This is a genomic window from Acinetobacter sp. NIPH1876, from assembly GCF_022808535.1.
GTDB lineage: Bacteria > Pseudomonadota > Gammaproteobacteria > Pseudomonadales > Moraxellaceae > Acinetobacter > Acinetobacter higginsii.
Map to the genome: position 1 here is coordinate 282,004 of NZ_JALGBR010000002.1, position 22,871 is coordinate 304,874.

The 22,871-nt window shown below is 38.9% G+C and carries 21 protein-coding genes; 7 read left to right on the forward strand and 14 right to left on the reverse strand.

Annotation, left to right across the window (positions count from 1 at the left end; genetic code table 11):
- Positions 1–7: 7 nt before the first annotated feature.
- The 6 genes from MN869_RS03585 to MN869_RS03610 form a co-directional block, all read right to left on the reverse strand.
- The gene (locus tag MN869_RS03585; protein ID WP_004699726.1) at positions 8–1,498 is read right to left on the reverse strand and encodes an efflux RND transporter periplasmic adaptor subunit; all 1,491 of its coding nucleotides are present in this window, start codon (positions 1,496–1,498) and stop codon (positions 8–10) included.
- Positions 1,498–2,802, reverse strand: coding sequence for a TolC family protein (locus MN869_RS03590; protein WP_004699724.1), 1,305 nt, complete (start codon positions 2,800–2,802; stop codon positions 1,498–1,500). The genes MN869_RS03585 and MN869_RS03590 overlap by 1 nt, the downstream gene beginning before the upstream one ends.
- 80 nt (positions 2,803–2,882) lie before the next feature.
- Entirely contained in the window at positions 2,883–3,287 is a 405-nt protein-coding gene (locus tag MN869_RS03595; protein ID WP_004699723.1) for a hypothetical protein, read from the reverse strand.
- Positions 3,288–3,412: 125 nt separating this feature from the next.
- Positions 3,413–5,242 carry a ferrous iron transporter B gene (locus MN869_RS03600; RefSeq protein ID WP_004699721.1) on the reverse strand — a complete coding sequence of 610 codons (1,830 nt, stop codon included), beginning with the start codon at positions 5,240–5,242 and terminating at the stop codon, positions 3,413–3,415.
- Positions 5,232–5,489, reverse strand: a complete 258-nt coding sequence (locus MN869_RS03605) for a FeoA family protein (protein WP_004699719.1) — start codon at positions 5,487–5,489, stop codon at positions 5,232–5,234. Before MN869_RS03605 ends, MN869_RS03600 begins: the two co-directional genes overlap by 11 nt.
- A gap of 10 nt (positions 5,490–5,499) precedes the next feature.
- Entirely contained in the window at positions 5,500–6,780 is a 1,281-nt protein-coding gene (locus MN869_RS03610) for a cation diffusion facilitator family transporter (protein WP_004699717.1), read from the reverse strand.
- Between the two features lie 84 nt (positions 6,781–6,864).
- Here MN869_RS03610 and cadR point away from each other — a divergent pair, with 84 nt between their 5' ends.
- The gene (cadR, locus tag MN869_RS03615) at positions 6,865–7,269 is read left to right on the forward strand and encodes a Cd(II)/Pb(II)-responsive transcriptional regulator (RefSeq protein ID WP_004699715.1); all 405 of its coding nucleotides are present in this window, start codon (positions 6,865–6,867) and stop codon (positions 7,267–7,269) included.
- Between the two features lie 49 nt (positions 7,270–7,318).
- Here the strand turns inward: cadR and MN869_RS03620 are convergent, their stop codons facing one another.
- The 3 genes from MN869_RS03620 to MN869_RS03630 form a co-directional block, all read right to left on the reverse strand.
- A complete protein-coding gene (locus tag MN869_RS03620; protein WP_004801527.1) occupies positions 7,319–8,203 on the reverse strand; it encodes a copper resistance protein B in 885 nt (294 codons plus the stop codon).
- On the reverse strand, positions 8,190–10,070 hold the full coding sequence (locus MN869_RS03625; protein WP_005003194.1) for a copper resistance system multicopper oxidase: 1,881 nt from the start codon (positions 10,068–10,070) through the stop codon (positions 8,190–8,192). The genes MN869_RS03620 and MN869_RS03625 overlap by 14 nt, the downstream gene beginning before the upstream one ends.
- A gap of 89 nt (positions 10,071–10,159) precedes the next feature.
- Positions 10,160–10,510, reverse strand: coding sequence for a hypothetical protein (locus MN869_RS03630; protein ID WP_004801531.1), 351 nt, complete (start codon positions 10,508–10,510; stop codon positions 10,160–10,162).
- Positions 10,511–10,660: 150 nt separating this feature from the next.
- Between MN869_RS03630 and MN869_RS03635 the strand changes: the two genes are divergently transcribed.
- Both MN869_RS03635 and MN869_RS03640 read left to right on the forward strand, forming a co-directional pair.
- Entirely contained in the window at positions 10,661–11,344 is a 684-nt protein-coding gene (locus tag MN869_RS03635) for a heavy metal response regulator transcription factor (RefSeq protein ID WP_004722337.1), read from the forward strand.
- Positions 11,334–12,710, forward strand: coding sequence for a heavy metal sensor histidine kinase (locus tag MN869_RS03640; protein WP_004801537.1), 1,377 nt, complete (start codon positions 11,334–11,336; stop codon positions 12,708–12,710). The genes MN869_RS03635 and MN869_RS03640 overlap by 11 nt, the downstream gene beginning before the upstream one ends.
- Before the next feature lie 78 nt (positions 12,711–12,788).
- Here MN869_RS03640 and MN869_RS03645 read toward each other — a convergent pair whose 3' ends face one another.
- Positions 12,789–15,152, reverse strand: a complete 2,364-nt coding sequence (locus MN869_RS03645; protein ID WP_005003192.1) for a heavy metal translocating P-type ATPase — start codon at positions 15,150–15,152, stop codon at positions 12,789–12,791.
- Between the two features lie 281 nt (positions 15,153–15,433).
- On the opposite strand from MN869_RS03645, the gene MN869_RS03650 reads away from it, so the two are divergent.
- From MN869_RS03650 to MN869_RS03660, 3 genes are all read left to right on the forward strand, one after another.
- A complete protein-coding gene (locus MN869_RS03650) occupies positions 15,434–15,814 on the forward strand; it encodes a copper resistance protein CopC (RefSeq protein WP_004722340.1) in 381 nt (126 codons plus the stop codon).
- 67 nt (positions 15,815–15,881) lie between these two features.
- Entirely contained in the window at positions 15,882–16,763 is an 882-nt protein-coding gene (locus MN869_RS03655) for a CopD family protein (protein WP_004801541.1), read from the forward strand.
- Between the two features lie 14 nt (positions 16,764–16,777).
- Entirely contained in the window at positions 16,778–17,047 is a 270-nt protein-coding gene (locus tag MN869_RS03660; protein ID WP_004722342.1) for a hypothetical protein, read from the forward strand.
- Between the two features lie 103 nt (positions 17,048–17,150).
- Here the strand turns inward: MN869_RS03660 and MN869_RS03665 are convergent, their stop codons facing one another.
- The 4 genes from MN869_RS03665 to MN869_RS03680 form a co-directional block, all read right to left on the reverse strand.
- Positions 17,151–18,050, reverse strand: a complete 900-nt coding sequence (locus MN869_RS03665) for a hypothetical protein (RefSeq protein ID WP_004801544.1) — start codon at positions 18,048–18,050, stop codon at positions 17,151–17,153.
- Between the two features lie 146 nt (positions 18,051–18,196).
- Positions 18,197–19,324, reverse strand: coding sequence for a lambda-exonuclease family protein (locus MN869_RS03670; protein ID WP_004801545.1), 1,128 nt, complete (start codon positions 19,322–19,324; stop codon positions 18,197–18,199).
- Between the two features lie 146 nt (positions 19,325–19,470).
- Positions 19,471–20,526: a DUF932 domain-containing protein gene (locus MN869_RS03675; RefSeq protein WP_004801549.1), complete on the reverse strand. Its 1,056-nt coding sequence runs from the start codon at positions 20,524–20,526 to the stop codon at positions 19,471–19,473.
- Positions 20,527–20,589: 63 nt separating this feature from the next.
- A complete protein-coding gene (locus tag MN869_RS03680) occupies positions 20,590–20,907 on the reverse strand; it encodes a hypothetical protein (RefSeq protein ID WP_004801552.1) in 318 nt (105 codons plus the stop codon).
- An 800-nt stretch (positions 20,908–21,707) separates the two neighbouring features.
- Between MN869_RS03680 and MN869_RS03685 the strand changes: the two genes are divergently transcribed.
- Positions 21,708–22,829 carry a hypothetical protein gene (locus tag MN869_RS03685; RefSeq protein ID WP_005003187.1) on the forward strand — a complete coding sequence of 374 codons (1,122 nt, stop codon included), beginning with the start codon at positions 21,708–21,710 and terminating at the stop codon, positions 22,827–22,829.
- The last annotated feature ends 42 nt before the right edge of the window (positions 22,830–22,871 follow it).

The window sequence follows — 22,871 nt, forward strand, 5'->3', positions numbered from 1 at the left end:
CTCCCGTTTAGTTCTGCATAGATGTCATAGACATCTTGGAAATGTCAGAAATAACATAAGCATCCCCAACACGTGTAAAACGAAAACTGACCTGCTCGCCTTGCTGAATTTGGGTAAATGGTTGTACTGGTTGTTTAAAGCTCATGGTCATAGCCCCCCACCCCAATTCAGCAATTGCATGATGTGAAATGGTAATGTCTTGAGCTGTAACTTTTTCCACTTTACCAATGCCTTGGTATATTGATGCCTTAGTCACTTGAGATGATGTAATCGATTGTCCAGTGTTCAGCTTATCCAGTACACCCTGTAAATTGGCCTCAGAATCAATTAGGAATTGTCCCGAAATCACGATTTTCTGACCAGCGTTCAAACCCTGTAGAATTGCTATTTTATTTCCGTCACTCTGTCCTAACTGTACAACAACAGGTTCGAAACGCCCTTTTTCATGTGCGACAATAATAATATTACGAGTACCTGTACGTATAACAGCTTGCTCTGGCACAACTAAACTGCTTTGAGGATTGTTGGAAAATTTGACAGAAGCAAACATTCCGGGCTTGAGTTGCCCCTCTCTATTGGGTAACTCAATACGAACTTTTATGGTTCTGCTTGTAGTATCTAATGTCGGTAAAATATCAATGACTTTGCCAGACACTTTTTGAGGGTACGCAGCAAAAGTTGCTTCGATTTTATCTCCTCGCTTTATCCCAGCAATTTGCGTTTCAGGCACTGCTGCTTCTAACCAAATTGGATTCACGCCTTTAATGGTGGCAAGTGTTTGCCCCATAGCTAAAGCCATTCCACTACGAACTTCTAGTGAGTCAATGAATCCACTCAAAGGAGCACTCAAAGTCATATTAGACTGTACTTGATGTGTCCGTTCGACTTGATGGATCACATTTGGTGGGATTCCCAGAAGCTGTAGGCGTTGTCGACTTGCTTGAATAAGAGAACGGTCTCCTATTTTAAGTACTGCCAAAAACTCAGTCTGTTCCCCAGTCCACTCAGGGATTGAAATATCAGCAATCGGACTCCCTTGAGTCACTATATCCCCGACTGCATGGCCATAAACACGCTGAACAAAACCACTTGCTCGTGTTTGCAGAATTGCTACCTGTCGTTCATTCGCTTGTAATATGCCATTGGTTAACAAGGTATTGCCCATTACAGCCTGTTCGACTGTGGCATAACGAATGGCTAGATTTTGTTGAAGAGCTGGATCAATCTTTACTCCTGCACTTTCAGTTATTCCAGAAGTACTTTCATCCGCATACTTAGGGACTAACTGCATATCCATAAAAGGGGATTTCCCTGGCTTATCAAAATGCTGTTCTGGTTTCATTGGATCGTACCAGTACAACACTTTAGCAGTTGCCTGATCACTTACAGTTTGCTTTTCATCATTTTGATGCGCATACCAATATCCAATCCCACTACCGACTCCCAAGCTGCCCACAATCAAGCCAGCAATTACAAATGCCAATTTATTTTTTAACATTATCTTGACTCCTCAGCATGGTTTAAGGTGGGTTCTACAAAAGAAAAATAGAGCTGGGCTTTGATAATTGCTTGCTGTTGTTGTAAATCGATGAGACGTAATCGCTGATTTAGTAATGCTTGTCGTGTCTCAATGACATCTGACAAATTGGCTTTACCAGCCTGATAACTTGCTAACTGTAAAGTTACTTTTTCTTTAGCCAAAGGAAGTGTACTTTGAACGGTACGTTGGATTTGTCTTTCAAGAGCTTTTAAATCCGATAGCCCCTCATCTAACATGGTGAGATGGTCGCGGTATTTTATCTCCTGATCTGCTGTAATCCGATTTTGTTCAGCTAATGCTGCCTGAATGAGCGGACCACTACGTTTTTTTGAAAATATTGGTAGTTCTGTTGTCAGTTGTACACCAATCATATCTCCAAATTCAGGAGCACGATGCTGATAGGCAAGCTCAATACCCCAATCTGGTTTTTGAAGGGCTTGGGCTTGCTTAAGCTTTGCTTCAACAGTTTGCTTTTCTGCTTGGAATGCTTTTAGTTCAGGGTGTTGATGCAGATGATGATATAAACGTGATGTATCAAAATTAATTATAGGTTCTTGGGTAGGCAAACTTTCTATTTCAGTTGTACCACTAGAATCCTCACTGATTAATCGGTGTAATTCTAGTTTTGCCTTATTTATATCTCGAAGCAAATCATCTTTTTGATCAAGCAAAATAGTTTTGTCCAGCCTAGGGGAAATTGTATTAGCAACCATGGTTCGACCAGACGCAACCTGTGTTTGTGTAATCTGGGATAGCAATCCATTTTCTGAAAGAAGGTCATCATATAACGCCAGTTTACGCTCAAGATAAAAACGTTTAAGCCATGCCGATGCTACTTTTTGACGTAACTCAATTCGCAGAATTTCTGTTTGAGCATTTGCTGAACCCAATTCAGCTTTTGCTAATTCAACTTCAGCTAATCTTTTGGCACGATTTGGAAAATCTTGCATGATGCCAATCTTTTGCATCGTCATCCCCTCTTGTGTGACAGACCATGCAGCATCACCTGATACAGGGTAATTATCGAGACCCACAAATAGTTTAGGATTGGGCAAAATACCTGAAGCTGAAACTATATTCTCAGCACCTTCAATCTGAGCACTATTAGCTCTTAGAGCAGGCGCATATCGCTCAGCAAGCTTCAATGCTGTATCCAAAGTCAGTGGCTGGGCATAAGCATGTCCATAACTCAAGAAAAAACAGATCGTCGCAATCGAGCATCCACCCCATTTTAGGGACAGCTTTCCTTTATTAAAGTTCATATTTTTAGCTCTAAAATGATGTACACGCGCACGTGCAGAACACCCATAGAAAACTCTATGAATGATGAAGAATCATCAAATTAGTTAAAGCGTGGGGGTTTCCATAAATTGGAAAGATCAGATGAGATGAAATTTTGATTTAATGGAGAAAAAGTAGACTGTTCCGCAGGTAAAAAAATCATCGACTGCAAAACATCCAGCGCTGTAGATGTATATGCAATTTTAGAAAATGACATAATACAATCTTGCTTAGACATACATGATGGATCATGTAATTGCTTCTTAATCTTTACCTCAGCTTTCATACAATCCATGTGCATAGCACTTGCTTTTTCATGATCTTCAGAATTCATCATTTGCATGGATTGTGTATCTTGAGATGACATTAAACATGGGCTATGTACAGATGCAGCAGCTGCTGCCGATCCTACAATTAGGATAGCAAAAGATAAAAACAGCGATAAGCATGTCCTTAACAAGTGCATAACATCAAGACCAAAATTTAACCTTTTTAGTTTTACAGATTATCCTGTAAATAACAATCCTATAATTAATTAAACTAATTCATTAAACAGCGGTTGTTGGTTTATATCAACAACCGCCTTCTAAATTAAAACCGACTTATAACTTGATAAGTTATAAAGGAAAATAAATAAGCCAATGAAAAGAGATATACAGCCATTACGACTGGTTGTTTCCAACTCCCTGTTTCTCTTCGAATGGTCGCTAGTGTTGCTAAACAATGCGGGGCAAAGATAAACCAAACTAACAATGACATACCTGTCGCTAGCCCCCATCCATCCGGACCAGATATTTGAGATAATAAAGTCTGGGTAACTGCATCTTCATCACCAGACATTGCATAGATCACCCCTAACGCAGCAATAATCACTTCACGAGCTGCCATTGCAGGAATCAAAGCAATACAAATTTCCCAAGTAAATCCAATCGGAGCAAATATTGGATGGATTAGATGCCCTAACTGTCCAGCAATACTATAATTGATTGGTGGCATTGTTGGATTATCAGGTGGTAAAGGGAACGTTACCAAGAACCATAATAAAATAGAAAGTGCGACAATAATTCCACCAACTCTTTTTAAGAATATAGTTGCTCTATCATAAAGCCCCAAAGCTACATTTCGAACATCTGGAATACGGTATGTAGGTAATTCAAAAATGAAAATACTTTCAGTTTTATCTTTTCTGACTAATTTCAGGAATAAAGAAACCAATAAAGCGGATACGATTCCTGACATGTAAAGCCCGAACAGAACTAGACCTTGTAAACTGAGCCAACCATAAACCAACTTGTTTGGAATGAATGCAGCGATCAGCAAAGCATATACAGGTAGTCGTGCAGAACACGTCATTAAAGGTGCAATCATAATCGTTGCTAAACGATCTCTTTCAGAGCTAATACTTCTAGTCGCCATGACTCCGGGAATTGCACAAGCAAAGCTCGAAAGTAGTGGAATAAATGAACGCCCACTTAAACCAGCTTTAGACATCAGCTTATCTAACAAAAAAGCAGCTCTAGGTAAGTATCCCGATTCTTCTAAAATTAAAATAAAGAAAAATAAGATCAGAATTTGAGGCATGTACGCGAGTACACTACCAGCACCTGCAATTACACCATCAACGACCAAACTTCTTAAAAGTGGATGAGTAATCAGAGGTCCTATCGCCCCACCAAACCATGAAATCGAATCCTCAACAAAGGAAATTAACGGTTGAGCCCAAATAAAGACAGCCTGAAACATTACAAACATGGTAAAGGTCAATATTAATAATCCAAAAACTGGATGTAAGAATATTTTGTCCAAGAAAGCCGTTCGTTTATCACCATTATCATTTTTCAAGATGACTTGTTTTGTAATATATTTGATTTGGTCAAAGTGACTCAGATCAGAATGATAAGGGGCAACAAACAAATTCTTTTGATCCAATTGGGTCAATAGCCCCTGAATGCCTTTTGTTTTTACAGCTACTGACTCAACAACAGGAATACCTAAAAGCTGAGATAGCTTCGTTGTATCAATTGAAATCCCACGCTTTCTAACCTCATCCATCATGTTAAGAACAAGTAACATTGGTCTGTTTAAAGCCCTGACTTCAAGTACAAGACTTAAATGAAGATGAAGATTCGTAGCATCGACAACACATACAAAAATATCAGGTATAACTTCGCCTTTTAATTCACCAAAGCATACTGCTCTAGTTACCTCCTCATCTAAACTGCTCGGTTTTAAACTATAAGTCCCAGGCAAATCCAATACTCGAACGGTATCACCAGATGGCAGTTTAAAAAATCCCTCTTTCCGTTCTACCGTTACCCCAGCATAATTTGCAACTTTTTGACGAGTCCCTGTGAGGGTGTTAAAAAGTGATGTTTTACCGCAATTAGGATTACCAACAAGTGCAATATTTTTAGTGTCCATTGGTAATCTCTACAAAAATTCGTTCTGCTTCATTTTTTCTTAAGGCGAAACGTGAGGTTTCGATTTGAACCAACACAGGATCACCACCAAAAAGCCCTTTCGCAAGCACTTGTAAGGATTCACCTACTCTAAAGCCCAGCAGTTCTAAACGCTCCAGAACAGGATCATTTTTATCTTGATACTGTTCACCCTTTTTAAGATCAATGATTTTTACAGTCTGGTCTTGCTTTACTTGAAATAAATTCATTGTCAGCACCCTACTTCAACGCCAAAATTTTTCGAGCGCCATTCAGTACAAACAGTGAAACAAGAATACCAATAATCAAATCTGGGTAAGCTGAACCAGTCCATGCAACAAGTACACCTGCTAAAATAACCCCCATATTTACTATTACGTCATTAGCTGAAAAGATCCAACTCGCTTTCATATGGGCTCCGCCATCTCTATGCCCAGAAATGAGATACAAGCACGTCACATTGGCAATAAGTGCTAAGAAGCCAATAATGATCATCAAATCTGACTCTGGTTCACTACCGAACATGAAACGTCTGACAACATCAATAATAACGATCAAAGCTAATAAAAGTTGAATCCATCCTGCAAAATGAGCTGCTTTTAATTGGTATTTAGCCGCTTTCCCTACCGCGTAAAGTGCTATACCGTAAACGGCCGCATCAGCAAACATATCAAGAGAGTCCGCAATGAGCCCCGTCGATGCGGCAATAATTCCACTTATGAACTCAATAAAAAAAAGAACACCATTAATCGCTAGTAATAATTTAAGGACTTTCGCCTGCTTAGTCGGATCTGGTGTTTCAGGCAATTCCCCAGTGGCTTTTACTGTTTCCACGAGCTTTGCACCAAAACCTAGGGCTTCAAGTTTTGTGGTAATTTCATTAATCCCATTGGTATGGAAAACAACTAACTGTCTTTGCGCCAAATCAAAAGATAAACCTTTAACTTCATGCAAGGGAGAAAGTGCCATTCTTACCATTTGCTCTTCTGCCGAACAATCCATCTTCGGAATCAGAAAAGTACTAGCTTCTTGTGCTTGTTCTTTATTTTCATAAGCTTCAGTTTTATTTAATTTTGCCCCAAATCCAAGAGCTTCAAGTTTTGCAGTGATTTCATTACTTTCACCATTATGCAGAACTTTTAGGTTTCGGTTCGGCAAATCAAAAACCAAGCTCTTAACATCTACCAATGAAGATAAAGTCATCCGAACCATTTGTTCCTCTGCGGAACAATCCATTTTCGGGATGCTATAGTCACTGATGAAAGTCGCTGTATCTTCACTCCCCCTAATCTTTTCAGGTGAAGTTATCGAATCCGAACCACAGCATGAATTCGACTGCTTACTACCGCATGAATCTTTTTCATCAGGGTTAGGTTCTTGCTGTACCTCATTATCGCAACAAGAACTTTCACTTTCTTCTGTAGCTAAATCTTTAATTTTACAAGAATCTGTTTTTGATTCATTTTGTTTTTGCTTAGTGTCTTCACAAGAACTTTCTTGATTACAACCGCAACCACTCATTGATGTGCCTATAGTCATATCTTCACGTATTGCATATTAAAATCCCTATAGCTACTATAGAGTCAATAGATCAGGTGACTTGAAATGAACTTAAAAATTGGTGAATTATCTCAGCTATCCGGTTGCCCTGTTGTTACAATACGGTTTTATGAAAAAGAAGCTTTATTACTAGCCCCTAATCGTTCGGAAGCTAATTATCGACTTTATAACAAAGACCACTTAGAGCGACTTCTATTTATTCTTAATTGCCGAACTTTGAATATGAGCTTGGACGAAATAAAAATTTTATTAGCATACAAAGACAAACCTTGTGGAAACTGTAGTTCTATTAACATCTTAGTTGATAAACATATTCATCAATTAGAGCAGAATATCCAAAAACAGATTCAGCTTAAGCAACAACTTTCTGATTTAAGAAGCAAATGCTCTGGTTTTTTGGAAATTAACTCTTGTAAAGTACTTGAAGGGTTATCCGTAAGTTTAAAATAATTAAGAATGAATAATGGAATATCACCATTATTCATTCTTAATAAAATATTTAGAAAACTAATTCAATACCTGCCCCGTATAACCACCCCTTTTCAGAATTTGTAGCTTCTTGAAAAGTTGTTAATTTCTGTCCTTTTTCATATTGATAAGCGACATCAACAAATGGTCTTATACGCTTATTAATCTCGTAACGAGTTTTTAGACCTGTCTTTAACTCAGACAAACCTGACTTTGTAGCAAAATCAGAATTATCATTAAACACAATATCTGCTGCAATATATGGCTGAGTAATTAGCTTTTGAGTGAGTAATAGATCTCGATCAAACTCAAAACTGGCTCCCCAAAAATTATTTTCACCACCATAAAGGTAGGCTTTTGTCTCAAAGAAATAAGGTGCAAGGCCTAATAATCCAATAACGCCATCAATGCGATTACTATTACGGTTATTTTTGTCCTCACTATACCTTACCCCAGCTTGTACATCCCAAAATGGTGCAACATTTCTACTGTAAAGAGCTGATACATCATATTTGGGATCATTACTCTCCGCTTTATTCATATTAGCTTCAACAAACATTCGATTTTCATCTGTTCCAATCAATGCCTCGAAACTCGAACCTAAGCTGCCCTTTCCATCTTTATCAACTATCCACTCATTGGAAAATTTAGTTGTCTGATAAATTTGCCCACCATGCTCGTTCATATGATTTTGGCTAAAAGCTAAAGTTTCAGACCCTTTGCTGTTTGAAGACTTTTGATCAGTATTACGTTCAACATAGCCTAATCCGCCTGATTCGCGTAAAAGCACACTCATACTTGACGTACTCTTATTTAGATTTTCAGTCGAATTATCATTCGCAAATGCCATACCCGCTAAGCCAATTAAAGCAACAGATAAAATTGTTTTTGAATATAACTGTTTAGTGATGTGCATGTTGATTCACTCCCTCATGGCTAGTTTGAGGTTGGGCAACGATACTTTTCGTATCATCATCATTGCTATCTACATTTGCCACAATGAGTTTGTTCATCATTCCAGCTGCCATGTGATATAACAAATGGCAGTGGATAGCCCATTCACCCAATTCATCAGCAGTAAGTAAAGTTGTAACTGTTTTCCCCGGTGGCACAATGATCGTGTGTTTATTTGGCATATTACTTGGATCTTGACCATTTTCAAGCTGCATAAACATACCGTGCAAGTGCATTGGGTGAGCCATCATACTGTCATTCACAAATTTCAAGCGTATACGTTCCCCGTATTTCACTTTGAATGGTTCTGTTTCATTAAACTTCTTACCATTAATTGTCCAAATATAGCGCTCCATGTTCCCACCAAGACGGATTTCCATTTCACGTTCAGGGGCACGAGTATCTGGTTGAGGCTTTAAAGATTGTAAGTCACTATATTGAAGTGCTTTTTGACCAACAGGTGTTGAAGCATTTGCCCAGCCATATACAACATCACCATTCTTTTCTTGTGTAGGTGCATTAGATGTAGTCATTTGCATGCCATGGTTCATACCTGACATAGATTGATCTTTTGAGCTGTCTGTCATAGACGACATATCGTGATCCATGCCTTTCATTGAAGACATGTCATGGTTCATTCCAGACATTGACTGATCTTTTGAGCTGTCTGTCATAGGCGACATATCATGATCCATGCCTTTCATTGAAGACATGTCGTGATTCATGCCCGCCATAGAAGACATATCATGCCCCATCCCCATATCTTCCATAGTTAATAAAGAACGAGGACGTGACTTCGGCATTTTGATTTGATTTATTGGAGGAGTATTCTCATCATGTAAGGAACCAACTGAAAAACCACTCCTATCAATTGATTCTGCTTCAATTTGATAATTTGATTGTTTGGGTTCTACAATAACATCATACGTTTCAGCCGTCCCTATTCTGAATTCATCAACCGGAACAGGTTTCACTGGTTGCCCATCTGCACTGACTACCGTCATTTTCAAGTTAGGGATTCTGACGTCAAAGAATGACATTGCTGAGGCATTAATAAACCGAAGACGTACTTTTTCACCCGTCTTAAAATTACCAGTCCAATTTTGTTCTGGAGTCTTACCATTCATCAAAAAAGTATATTTTGTCACATCAGACATATCTGTCTTGAGCATTCGCATCTGGTTCCACATCGAACGGTCTTGCCATGTTGCTTTTAAACCATCTTTTTTAATTTGTTTAAAAACATCAAAAACAGTTTCACGACGGTTCTGATAATAGTCAGCTTCTTTCTTTAGATTATTCATGATTTTATCACTAGTTGAATCATGAAAATCTGAAAGTAATACGACATAATCCTTATCTGTTTTCTCAGCTACAGTTAAAGGTGTCCTATTTTTGGGGTAAATGACTAACGGACCATACAAGCCCTCTTGTTCTTGACCTTTACTATGCGAATGATACCAATAGGTACCATTTTGGCGTACCTTAAACTTATATTCGTAGGTCTTATTAGGGGCAATACCGTCAAACTGATTAAATCCGGGTACGCCATCCATGATGCCCGGTAGAATTAACCCGTGCCAATGAATAGAAGAATCTTGTTTTTTTAGCTTGTTATGGACACGAATAATAGCATCATCACCTTCCTCAAACTCAAGAAGAGGTGCAACAAATTTCCCATTAACCGTAATTCGTTTTAAAGGCTTACCTGTGATATTCACCGTTTGCTCAGCGATTGTTAAATCATATTCTTTAACTGCTGCCACAACCCAAGTTGATGAAAATAAACCGACTCCTATTAAAAGGACATGCGTTAATTTTGTAGACATTTATTTCACCTATCTAATATAAGGATGGGAGAATCAAGCAAACCTATTATTCGCTTTAATTTCCCCCGATCTTTCATTTATCGTATTTGTTATTTATTTGATGTATTTGACATGTTCATCTTTGAGTGGTCCATGTTCATCATACTGGAATTATCCATATTACTCATTTTAGATTGCCCCATATTCATCATCTTAGAATGATCCATCTGAGACATATCCGTCATGTTACCATGCTCATGCTGACTATGATCCTGTTGGGTTTTATCATCATTCTTCATATTACAAGGTTTTTGACATTTCTCTTGCGTCTTTGAATCGGCTTTAATTTCAGACACAACTGTAGTTCCTTGTTTCACATCTGCTGCCCAAGACTGAGTTCCTACAATTAAAGTACCAACACACATAAGAGTGGTTAAGCTACGGCTGAATAGAGTTTTCATGTTTTGCTCCAAAAATTAACTTTATGTAAATACCTTAAAGGCCTTCACTAAACATCTATGTGACATGAAAATGACATTTTTGTAATCTACAACGAATCACGTATTTATAACGTTATTATGTTCTTAATGAGTGATATGGGATTTTTATCAATGAGAATCTTACTAGTTGAAGATGAACAAAAAACCGGTGACTACCTTAAACAAGGTCTATCTGAAGCTGGGTATATAACGGATTGGGTAACGGATGGATTATCTGGTAAACATCAAGCGCTTTCCGAAGAATATGACCTCATCATTTTAGATGTGATGCTTCCAAAGCTAGATGGTTGGGATATCATTTATGATATCCGAAAAAGTGGCAAAACTATGCCTATTCTTTTTCTTTCAGCACGTGATCAAATTGAAGATCGTGTGAAAGGCTTGGATTTAGGTGCTGATGATTATCTAGTCAAGCCTTTTGCTTTTGCTGAGTTATTAGCACGAATTAAAAGCTTACTCCGACGGGGACAACAAAAAGAAGATAGTAACCTTATTACAATTGCTGATCTTGAACTTGATCTTCGTAAACGCCGCGTCACTCGCGCTGGGCAACGTATTGACTTAACAGCTAAAGAATTCGCGCTGATGGAATTATTTATGCGTAGACGTGGTGAGATATTACCTCGTACGCTCATTGCCTCTCAAATATGGGACATGAATTTTGATAGTGATACCAACGTTGTAGAAGTCGCTATCAAACGTTTGCGCAGTAAAATTGACAGTAATTTTAGCCCAAAGCTGATACAGAACATACGTGGAATGGGGTATGTTTTAGAGGTAGAAGATGACTCGTAAATTGTTTAATGCAATCAGCTTTCGTATAGCAATCATCTTTTCTCTTTCTACTGTTATCATCTTAATGATTATGGGGTTGGTTATTCACAAGCTCGTAATGCATCATTTTGAAGCTCAAGACCGAACTCAATTAGAAGGCAAAATTCAACTTATAGAGAATCTACTTGAACAGAACCCATCTAACTCTCAAGAACTAAATTTATATTTAAAAGATGCCTTAATTGGACATCACGATCTGATTGTTCAGATTGAACGTCCAACAGGTCAAGTTATTTTTAGCTCAGCACCATCAGTAATTCATCCCCAAGCACTCAACAAATCAAAACAAGATCCATGGCTTGAATGGAAAATTAAAAATAAGACTTATCGTGGCTTAATTTATAAAAAGACTTTTGATCATAATGACTCGTTTATATCAGCTCAGATTATTGTTGGAATCGATACCTCTGAGCATCTACATTTCTTAAATGACTTTAGACGTCAACTTTTATACATTGGATTTGTGGGTACAATTTGTTTAATGTTCTTAGGGTGGTTCGCAGCATGGCGAGGGCTACGTCCAGTACAACAAATGGCAAAAGTAGCAGAGGGTATCTCAGCCCAACATCTTTCTGAACGTTTAGAAGTCGAAAATACTCCAACCGAACTTAAATCACTGGCTGTCGCTTTTAATGATATGTTAGATCGGCTAGAAGCCGCAGTAGAAAAACTTTCAGATTTTTCATCTGATCTTGCTCATGAAATAAGAACACCTATTAACAATTTGATGACTCAAACTCAAGTATGTTTATCTCGTAGTCGAAATATTAATACTTATCAGGAAGTTCTATTTTCAAATTTAGAAGAGTTTGAGCATTTAGCTCGCATGGTCTCTGATATGCTATTTTTGGCAAAAGCAGAACATGGTCTACATTTACCTAACCTACAACAGGTTAATTTAGTTAAAGAAGTTTCAGCATTATTTGATTTTTATGATGCTATCGCTGCTGAAAAGGGAATGTCACTCGAACAGAGTGGTTCAGGTAGTATAAAAGGTGATCCTTTAATGCTACGCCGCGCTTTAAGTAATTTGTTATCGAATGCAATTAAATATGGCAAATCAGATTCGGTCATCAAAATCACATGCCAACAAAACTTTGATACAACAACATTCATCATTGAAAATGAAAGCTCCCCACTATCATCAGAACAACTTAATCGGTTATTCGATCGTTTTTATCGAACAGATGTATCTAGACAGAGAGTTGAAGAAGGTACTGGCCTTGGTTTAGCAATTACCAAATCTATTCTTGATGTGCATGGAGCTTCCATTCAAGCGACTTATAACGAGGGACATATTTCTTTTAAAATTATCTTTAAAAATTAGTGATATCTCGGTTATTAAGCACTCATTCTAATGATGCTTACCACTCATTAACTTACGCTAATGAGTGGTAAGTCGTGATTATTTTTGATGACGTAATCGTAAGGCATTACCAATTACCGATGCTGAGCTTAGGCTCATTGCTAATGCAGCAATCATAGGCGAGAGTAACCAGCCAGTAAATGGATACAGTACACCAGCAGCCAAAGGGATACCTAATCCATTATAGAGGAAAGCAAACATCAAGTTTTGTTTCATATTTTTAACAGTTGCCTCTGATAAAGAACGAGCAATTTCAATACCACGTAAGTCACCTTTTACTAATGTAACTTGGGCACTATTCATTGCTACATCAGTACCCGTGCCCATTGCGATTCCAATATCAGCTTGAGCCAAGGCTGGTGCATCATTAATTCCATCACCAGCCATAGCAACAATTCTCCCTTCTTTTTGCAATTTTGTGACCAAATCTAATTTATCAGCAGGTTTAACCTCACCATAAACCTCACTAATTCCTAACTTAGCCCCAACTGATTTTGCTGTAGTTAGCCCATCACCTGTTGCCATGATGATTCTTAAACCTGAGTCTTCCAACGATAAAAGGGCCTCTGGAGTGCTTGCTTTGATTGGATCTGAAACTGCCAGAAGACCTAGCAGTTTTCCATCGGCTGCCAAATACATAACACTGGCACCTTCAGCTCTTAATACCTCTGCTTGTGGAATAAGAGTGTTAACAGATATCCCTAATTGCTTCATCAGTGCCGTATTGCCTAGCGCTAATTTTTGTCCGTTTATCTCTCCATTAACACCAATACCTGAACCTGATTCAAATGAAGTAGGTTTACTTAAAGTAAGATTTCGCTCACGGGCGGCACGTACAATTGCATTTGCTAAAGGATGCTCACTGCCCTGATCTAAACTCGCAGCTAAACGGAGGACTTCATTCTTTTCATATCCTGAAGTGGCTACTACTTTATTGAATGATGGTTGTCCTTCTGTCAAAGTTCCTGTTTTATCAATAATCAATGTATCAATTTTACGTAGATTCTCTATTGCGGCAGCGTCTCGAAAAAGTACTCCATTTGATGCACCTCGCCCTGTTGCTACCATAATTGACATTGGCGTAGCTAATCCCAAAGCACATGGGCATGCGATGATTAAAACAGCTACTGCATTGATTAATCCATAAACCCAACTAGGTTCAGGTCCGAATAGCCCCCACCCCAAAAAAGTTAGAACAGCAATACCTATAACCCCCATAACAAATCGTCCTGCAACATGATCCGCCATCCGCTGCATAGGTGCTTTTGAACGTTGAGCCTGAGCAACCATTTGCACGATTTGAGAAAGTACGGTTGATGATCCAACTTTTTCTGATCGCATCACCAATGAACCATTCATGTTCATTGTTGCACCAATGACTTGATCACCCACACGTTTTGTAACTGGCACAGGTTCACCAGTTAACATCGATTCATCTACAGAGCTTGAACCTTCTGTAATGACTCCATCAACAGGAACTTTTTCACCGGGGCGTATCCGTAATAAATCGCCTACGTGTACATGAGATAGTGGAATATCTTCTTCTATACCATCAACACTGATTTTTCTTGCTGTTTTAGGTGCTAGCCCAAGTAGGGATTTAATTGCCGCTGAAGTTTGGGAACGTGCTTTTAACTCTAGCACTTGACCTAACAATGTGAGAGAAATAATCGCTGCGGTCGCCTCAAAATACACAGCAACACGCCCCATAGATACAAATGAGTCTGGAAATACTTGAGGTACTATTGTTCCAACAAGGCTGTATATAAAAGCAGCTCCTGTACCTATTCCAATCAAGGTCCACATATTTGGACTCCGATTCCAGATTGACTGCCAACATCTAACAAAAAATGGCCATCCCGCCCAAAAAACTATTGGCAAGGTAAGAAAAAGTTCAATCCAGCTTTGCACCTGCATTTCGAACCAGTTCAATTGATGACCAAACATTGCTAAGAAAACTACAATAATGGTTAGCGGTAAGGTCCACCAAAATCTATGCTTAAAATTCTTGAGTTCTGGGTTTTCATCAGCGTCATCTAAGTCAGGAAGTAAAGGCTCTAACGACATACCACAGATCGGACAATTTCCCGCATGGTTCTGTCTAATTTCAGGATGCATTGGACAAGTGTATATCGTGAAGGTATTAACATGAGCAGGCTGATTAACTTCATTTGAATCCTCACCATCCCTCTTTTGTGGTTCTTTTAACGTAACTACATTCTCAACTTTAGTAATATAAAAATGAGGATCACTTTTAAACTTTATGTGGCATTTCTCACTACAAAAGTAAAAAGTTCTATTTTTAACTTCTTCATAAAACTTGGATGCTTCTGTAACTGTCATACCACAGACAGGGTCAGTAAGTCTGTTATTGAGTACTTTGTTTTCATGATGATGGTCCATAAAAGCCTCCTTCATATTTAATTTTTTAAATTAATAATTTCATTAAGATGGAAATAGACTCCCTCTTATTAGTTTGTTTAGTGATCATTGTTTTCTTTAAAGCCAGTGTACCACTTGTGGTTTTTTAATTTTTAAAATGACAAAAATGTAATTTTGAAGTCATCGGGATGTTTCTCTCATCCTTTAATAATAAGCATGAGAAAGGTGATGACCAAGCAACCAATTGATGCATTTCATTCGGTCATTACTGAGCCCAAGATTAGTTTAAAGAGGATGAAGAAATGAAAATTTTCAAAAATAAAATGTCAGCTCTACGTAACACTCTCGTAGGTGCAACACTGATTGTTACTGCTTCAAGTGCATTTGCACACGTGAAACTTGAAAGTGCAATTCCTGCGATCAATGCTTCTGTAGCAAGTCAACCAAAAAACATAACACTCAATTTTGGTGAAGAAGTCATGCTAATGAACGTTAAGTTACTTGATGCCCAACGTAAGGATATCCCTTTGAACTACCAAATAACTCATGATATGAAAAAATCATTTGACGTAGCGGTTCCAAAACTAAAAAAAGGAAAATATACGGTGGTTTGGACCACAATGGGTACCGATGGCCATAACATGAATGGTGAATATAATTTCACTATTAAATCGGCAAAATAACAATGAGTGAAAATAGTCAACATGCCAGCAGCTTGCTGGCATGTTGCTATAATAAAGGGAGAAAAATATGATTCCTGAGACTTGGATATATGCAACATGGTTGGTTAAAGTCATTTTATATTTAGGGATTGCATTTGTTATTGGCGGTGCTTTCTGCTATTTCTTACTTGGACGTTATGTTGAAATCAAGGAGACTATTCTAAAATACATGACTATTGGTACAGGTTTAGGCCTTTTTTCAAGTGTTCTCGGCTTCTTCATTCTTATAGGAAGTTTTGCCAACACTGGCCTTTCAGGTATGTGGGATAGCAACTATATAAATATACTAGTCAATACTCCTACTGGACATGTCTCTATCATTCGATCAATCAGTTTTGCACTTTTACTCATATTTATGATAGTCAAACTTAGTAAAGGGACGATTGATATTTCCAAAACTGAAGGAGCAATCTTTACCATACTGCTCACACCAATCGTTTTAAGTTTTTCACAACTCGGACACGTCACGAATTTACCCTTATTCGCTCAAGCTTTGTTATCAATACATGTACTTGTAATGTCCTTATGGATGGGGTCGCTTTATCCATTATGGAAAACAAGCAAAAAAATTAATGGCTTACCACTTAAAGAACGTATGCATCTATTTGGGCAAATAGCAGCCTTTATTGTAGGAATACTCATCGCTTGTGGTCTTAGTATTGCTTTATTACTCTTTAAAGATTTTAATACTCTAATCAATACACCTTATGGGCATGGATTTATTATTAAAATATTATTTGTCCTAAGTATTTTATTGTTAGCAGCCTTTAACAAATGGTATTTCACACCTCGCTTACAAGACCCGAAATTTGCGAAACAATTGGGCTATGCCATTTTATTTGAGATGTCATTAGGTCTATCAATTCTTTTAGCCACTGGTTATATCACCACTGTAGTCGGTATTGAGTAAAAAAGGATCACGCTATGACTTCATGGATGAAGTACAATTTATTATTTTTCATTTTTTTGAATACGACATCATGGGCTGAACCTAGCACTTCAAAAACGATTCGCTCCTTAGATGATACCGAATTACGTAATATCACTGATCATAATCATGGCGACACCAAAGTCGAAGAGAATAAAGACCATCATTCTAAAGATAAACAACTACGTAATGAAGATAGTAGACAACAAAAAGTTATAAATGGATTAATGTTACAAAAGCCTAACGTACTACCGCCCTCCAAATAAACGATACTTAAGTAATGTTTATTGATTCAATAAGTAGTTCAAATTTTTTAATAAAAAATAGTAGCAATATTACTGTTGGGGGCTTCTTAGCCCCCAACAGTATTTAATTCAGAGCTTGAACCGACTGCTGTAAGCCTTTCTGAATATCTTGAACATGAGTGAGATCATGCGTTTGCTGATGCTCTGTTTGAGATTCAACGCTGTAAAACTCCTCCACTATATCCAAACCCTCTTCACCTCCCACCTCAAAGCAGGCATTACCATAACCCTGCCGTGCCACATGATCCAAAGCCTCCTGATAGAACCCTGCTGTCTTACTTTGTTCATCCATCTGTTTGGCTGAACTAATCGCATCTTTCAGGTTTGTGCCATCACGTAAAGTCAGATCCACGTAGTAGATCGGGGTACGGTAACTTTGTGTGGTGCTTTTACCTCGCAAGGTCAATTGCAATGGCAAACAAGAAAGTAAGTCACCCGATGCTGCGTGATAGTAACGAAGTCGAGCTGCCAAAGTGCGGATGCTGTTAAAGCCTGTGGTTCTAAAGATGAAAGTACCAAACTCATCTGATTCATCTAAGTTGACGTAGAGTCTGCCATAGGGCTTGCATAATCCACCCTGTGCCAATGGACATAAATCAGGGGATGGACAAGGATGTTGTTCAATGCCATTTTGACCGAGTCGCTGACAGCTTTCGCCATTGCCTGAACAGATTAAACGTCCAGTTTGGCGGTCAAATAGGCTGTACTCTGCTCTTAAGTTGAGATCGGGATCATTGAAGATCATGCGGACTGGAATGCTTCTCAGCTTTTGGTTCTGATTGGGCGCTTTGGCACGTAGTTGCTCATCCAGTGGATGTTTGACCCACCCATCTTTATTTTGGATTTGGCTGGTAATGGTAAATTGATCATCTTTTTCAGGCAGACGTTTTCCATTCTTTTCGACAATTTTGCCGATACTGATACGCCCCAACACAGGTGGGGTAATAGCTAAACCTTTAATCATGATGATGTACTCTATATAGATGTTGAAATGGCGTTTAAATTTGGATAAATAAATTTTGGGCATAAAAAATCCCATACTTGTTTGGGGTATGGGATCAGTTGGTTGGGGTGTTAGTTAAATTGAAATGGGTTACTTGGGTATCAGCCCTATCCACCATTCGGATAAATCTGAAAGCGTCGTGTTCCTGCTTTGGTTTGGGGAAATTGCTGTAGGTATTCAGGATGCTGTTTAAGCAATGATTTACTGTCTAGGCTGATTGAGTCTTGTGATTTCTTCCATGTGACTGAACCACCTGTAAATACCGCTCGCTCTGCTTCTTTCATCATCATTTGTAGTTGATGTTTCAGTTCATCAAAATACTGCTGGTGTTGTTCAACTTTATGTCGCTCCTCTAGTAACTGATTAAACAAATAATTAGCTTGTTCATTTTGGGTCAGGTCTTCTACTGTTAATGGAATCTGTTCAGGATAAAGTTGTTGCAAGGCTTTAGCTGCTGAATCCGAAGCATCTACACTGGGTGGAATACCTGTTTCGACACATTGCCAGAAATGACGTTCCGCATTAATGATGTGCTGAATCACAGTTTCATTACGAGTCACTTTATAGATTTTGGTTTCATGCCCACAGATCAAGGCACAAATATGCGCTGCCTGTTTACCTGTCACTGCCAATTGATGCTGTACCTGACACAGCACATATAAAGGCACGCCATCTCGCCATAGTTTTGCGCCATATTCCCCCACGGTTTTACATTCCAAAATTTGCACTTCTTCATTACCGACTACAGCATAATCCAAGTTCGCCAACATAAACTGTTTGTCTTCATCAGGGTGTTGCAATACTGCATTAACTCGACGGACTTTATGATTGGTGTGCATGCTGTAGTATTCAGCCACCAAAGGTTCTAGCTTTTTTCCCCAGTACAAGGGTGCGTAACCTGCACTTTCATCCTCGATGTTTTGTTGCATCCGCCCTGTCTTGATCATCCACAGTTCCAGCATCGACATATAGGGATTCAGTCCACAGGCCGTTGCTGCATCACTGCTGCCAATACCCTGTTTTCTGACTTCTAACCATTGTTGATAGTTCATCTGTTTGGTGTTGGCAAGTCTTTTTGCTGTAAGGGCTTTGGTCTTTCGTGGTTGCGTATTCGGTCGATCTCGTTTGGTTCGGGTTCCCACCTCAATCTGCTGAATGGATTGATTTAGATTCGGTAAATAGGGTTGTAGTGGTGGGTTATTTAGCGTGTTTTGAATTTGAGTATGACTATTCATTGCAATTATTCCTGTATCGATAAAATCGTAAAAGCTGAATTTTGGGCATAAAAAAGCCGCATGAGGGTGCGGCTAAAGGTGTTGCTGTGCTTGTACGGTGTTACTGTATGCTTAGGCTAATGGAGCTGGCTTAATTGAAACTGAATTTAGGCAATCATTCTCAATGCCTGTTCCAGACCACGCTGTTTAATGGCAGCCCCTGCACCAAACCATGCTGAATCGAGTCGATGATCGGTACTCATCGCTCGACGTTCATGGTCACAGAACTCGGTGATGCTGCACAATAATCCATAAGCGGTATCCTTGGCTGAACTCAGTTCTGCACCACGTCCATGTCCGTTAAACATGGTCATGACTTTCGACATGGCACGTCCATTTGGCTCGGTTTTATTGTCCGCTTTGGTTGGGGTGTTGATGCCTTGGTTTGGCATAGCAGCATTTCGATAGAACTGAATGATGCTTTCATCTTGTTCAGCCATAGTTAGGTTGGTATTGTTAAACACCGCATCAAAGAAGGCTGCTGCTTCCTGCTGAGTTACCTTACGCTGGCTCAGTTGTTTCATTTCATACATGTGTTCATCCCATGCACGGACTGAAATACCCAACTGTTGTTTAACTTTCTCAGCATCGAAACGAGTGCTGTGTGGGACTTTAACCACACCTGCACTGGTATTTTGTCCTTTGAGAGCAATTGCCAAAGTATTGTTACATACCACCCGGATACTGGTGAACTGTGCAGTGGTTGCTAGAGTGCCATCACAAGCCGTCGCTAGTAGAATATAGCCATTACTCACATCCTTACCCTTGAGTGCTGAAGTCTGTCCAGTCTTGGCTAATGCCCAGAATTTCTTGCCACCTTTCAGTACCCCTGCGGTTTCCAGTTCAAAGCCTGATTGCTCCGTCAGGTCTTTGTAGAAGTGTAGGATTTCCATCGGTTGGACTTCTTGAAAGCGTTGGCTGACCACGGATAAAGGTGCATGCGTATCTGAACGGTAAAGCACTCGTTGTTCTTCAAAAGGCATGATGATGCTTTGTCCACGTTCATTCTGTGCCATGTAATTGACATCCGAGGATTCTATCCGCCAGTCCATGCCTGCTTGTTGTGCCCAAACCTCGATGGGTTGGTTTGGTGTGAGTTCATTGCCTAACCCATGCCAAGGGGTTTGTCCAGTGAATGCCATAGTTTCAACTAAATGTGCCATAAGAATAATTCCTGTATCGATTTTGAATGGGTAAAAGGGTTCGATTTAAATTTTGCTAAATACTTAATTGCGTAAATTCGGGCTAAAGCTGCGGTCACAGTTGTTGCAGTAATACTGTTTGCGATAAGTTGGGTGAAGCGGTTGTTGCTGTTCATCTTCAGTGATCAACATCCAGATACCGCCAATCAGTACCCCAACGATTGCACCTGCAATTGGAGGAATATTCAGGCTTTTGGAAACACTCACTCCTAATGTGGCAAGTGCCATCGGTGACATCACACTATTGGAAATGGGGTTATTGGTTGAGGTACTGGGTAAATGTTGGGTTGATTCAAGCAGTACCGTCTCTCGGGACTGGCAATAAGGACATGGCAAACTCATTGTGGTATTTCCTGTAAATGAATAAAAAAACCTGCTGGGGAAGCAGGCAAAATGATTGCAATGTAGCTGAAGCATGTATTGGTGCTATCTCAAATGGAGAAACACTGTTCTCAATTAGATGCTATGTATTTGTATTTTTTTAGAATGCGTTTTTTTTCATCAGTTTTAGGCAATTTTTGAATGATGATTAAACAGATCAATTGACCTGTTTTTTAGCAGCGATTATGATGCAAGGGCTGACCTACATTGTCAGTCGGTTTTGACAGACCGCTCATCTAGCGCATCGGAGTTTATTCATCTGAGTATTCTTTGTATGTGTAAAAACCTTCTCGTCCCCCTTTGCGGTAGAACGGGAGGGGGACGCGTTCGCGCGTGCTGGTTCTAGATGTCCAGTCTGTCAACCCCTTTTCGTTCTGCCACCATAATCAATTGACAGTGATTCGGTAGAACTTCTAATTCATCTAGGAGTCAACCATGACGCAATTTACTGTGCTTTATTATTCCCCTGCACTTTCTCTGCCTCTCAGGCATTTTATTCCAATTCATTTATCACACGCTTTCACTGTGTCCTGATTGACTCAAGGCATCAATTAACTGCTGCATCCATTTTGGTCAGTGGTGTTTTGTGCTGGATAAAAATCATGAAATTCATCGCACAGCTTATTTTGGTTGTCCTTATTGTGCTCAGTAACAGCATCGCTAGAGCCTATGACAGCCAAGCAAAATGTATTTGAAATTACAGGCAATTTCATAATTCATTTTTAAAAACTTAAAAAATATTGGATGGGGAAAATAATAGGATGAAATACATTTCAATTGCGCTGCTCACCAGCCTTGCGTTGGTCGGCTGCTCAAAACCACAACAAGATGATGTAGAGAATAAAGAACTATCTCAAAAGATTGAAAACATGTCATTGAATGATGCTGTCCCTGCACAGGCTGTTTCTTCTCCTTTGATTATCGCTCGCAATAAAATTACACCTCCGCTAACAAAGACTGGAGAAGACTTTCAGGAACTCATCAAAGATGAGGGGTATTTTTCCTTTTATCCACCGTATAAAACCATCTATGGATTGCAGATGTTTGCTGAAAATGACGATGTTGCAGATTATTGTGCAAACTGCGTGTATTTCCAGTCCATTCTCAATGATTTAAGAAATGTGCTGGCTTTAAAAAACAATCAAGTTTTAGTGATCGGACATACTGATCAACAGTTTCCTGCATTCACTTTTGCTTTAGGTGATGACTATTCTTTGCGTGCAGCGCATGATACGGCAATCAATTATATAAGATCGACAATGCAGGTGACTCCACCACAAAAAGATCAATTTGAGAGTACAGAACAATATCAACAACGTATTCAGACACTTCAAAATGAGTTGGATACTAAAAATGCCCATCTAAATTATGACTTGAAGCTTTTAGAACTCAGTTTAAATGCTACGTCTGGTCAAAGTCTGTTTATGCCAAGCAGCTATACACCGAATGATCGACCAAATGGTCCGATTGATAATTTTGTTTATTACGATGCTGATTCGAAACAATTACATTTTGAGAATATGAATTTCGCATCTGATCTTATTGTGAATTTCACAGCCCCATCCACGCCAGAGTTAGCACAAAATATTATTACGGCTGGTGGACAGAAGTATGTCGGTTACATTTTTAACTTCAATAATCATAAATTGGAATTAGAGAGCTTAGTCATTTATCAGGCCAACAACACTCAAGCTGATTCTGCGAATGAACCGATTGCCATCCTTGAACCGAGCACCATGTCCTTTCAACGCAAACATTTCAACGGCATAGAAAATGCTCGATTAAAGCAATTTGATGTGACACTGAAAAAGCCAATTCCTTTTGATTTTAGCTTGGAAAACTACACGCCGATCGAAAAGGTATTTAAAAAGATCGATGAGTAATTCCCACTTTTATAAAAAGTAAAAAATTGATTGACCAAACAA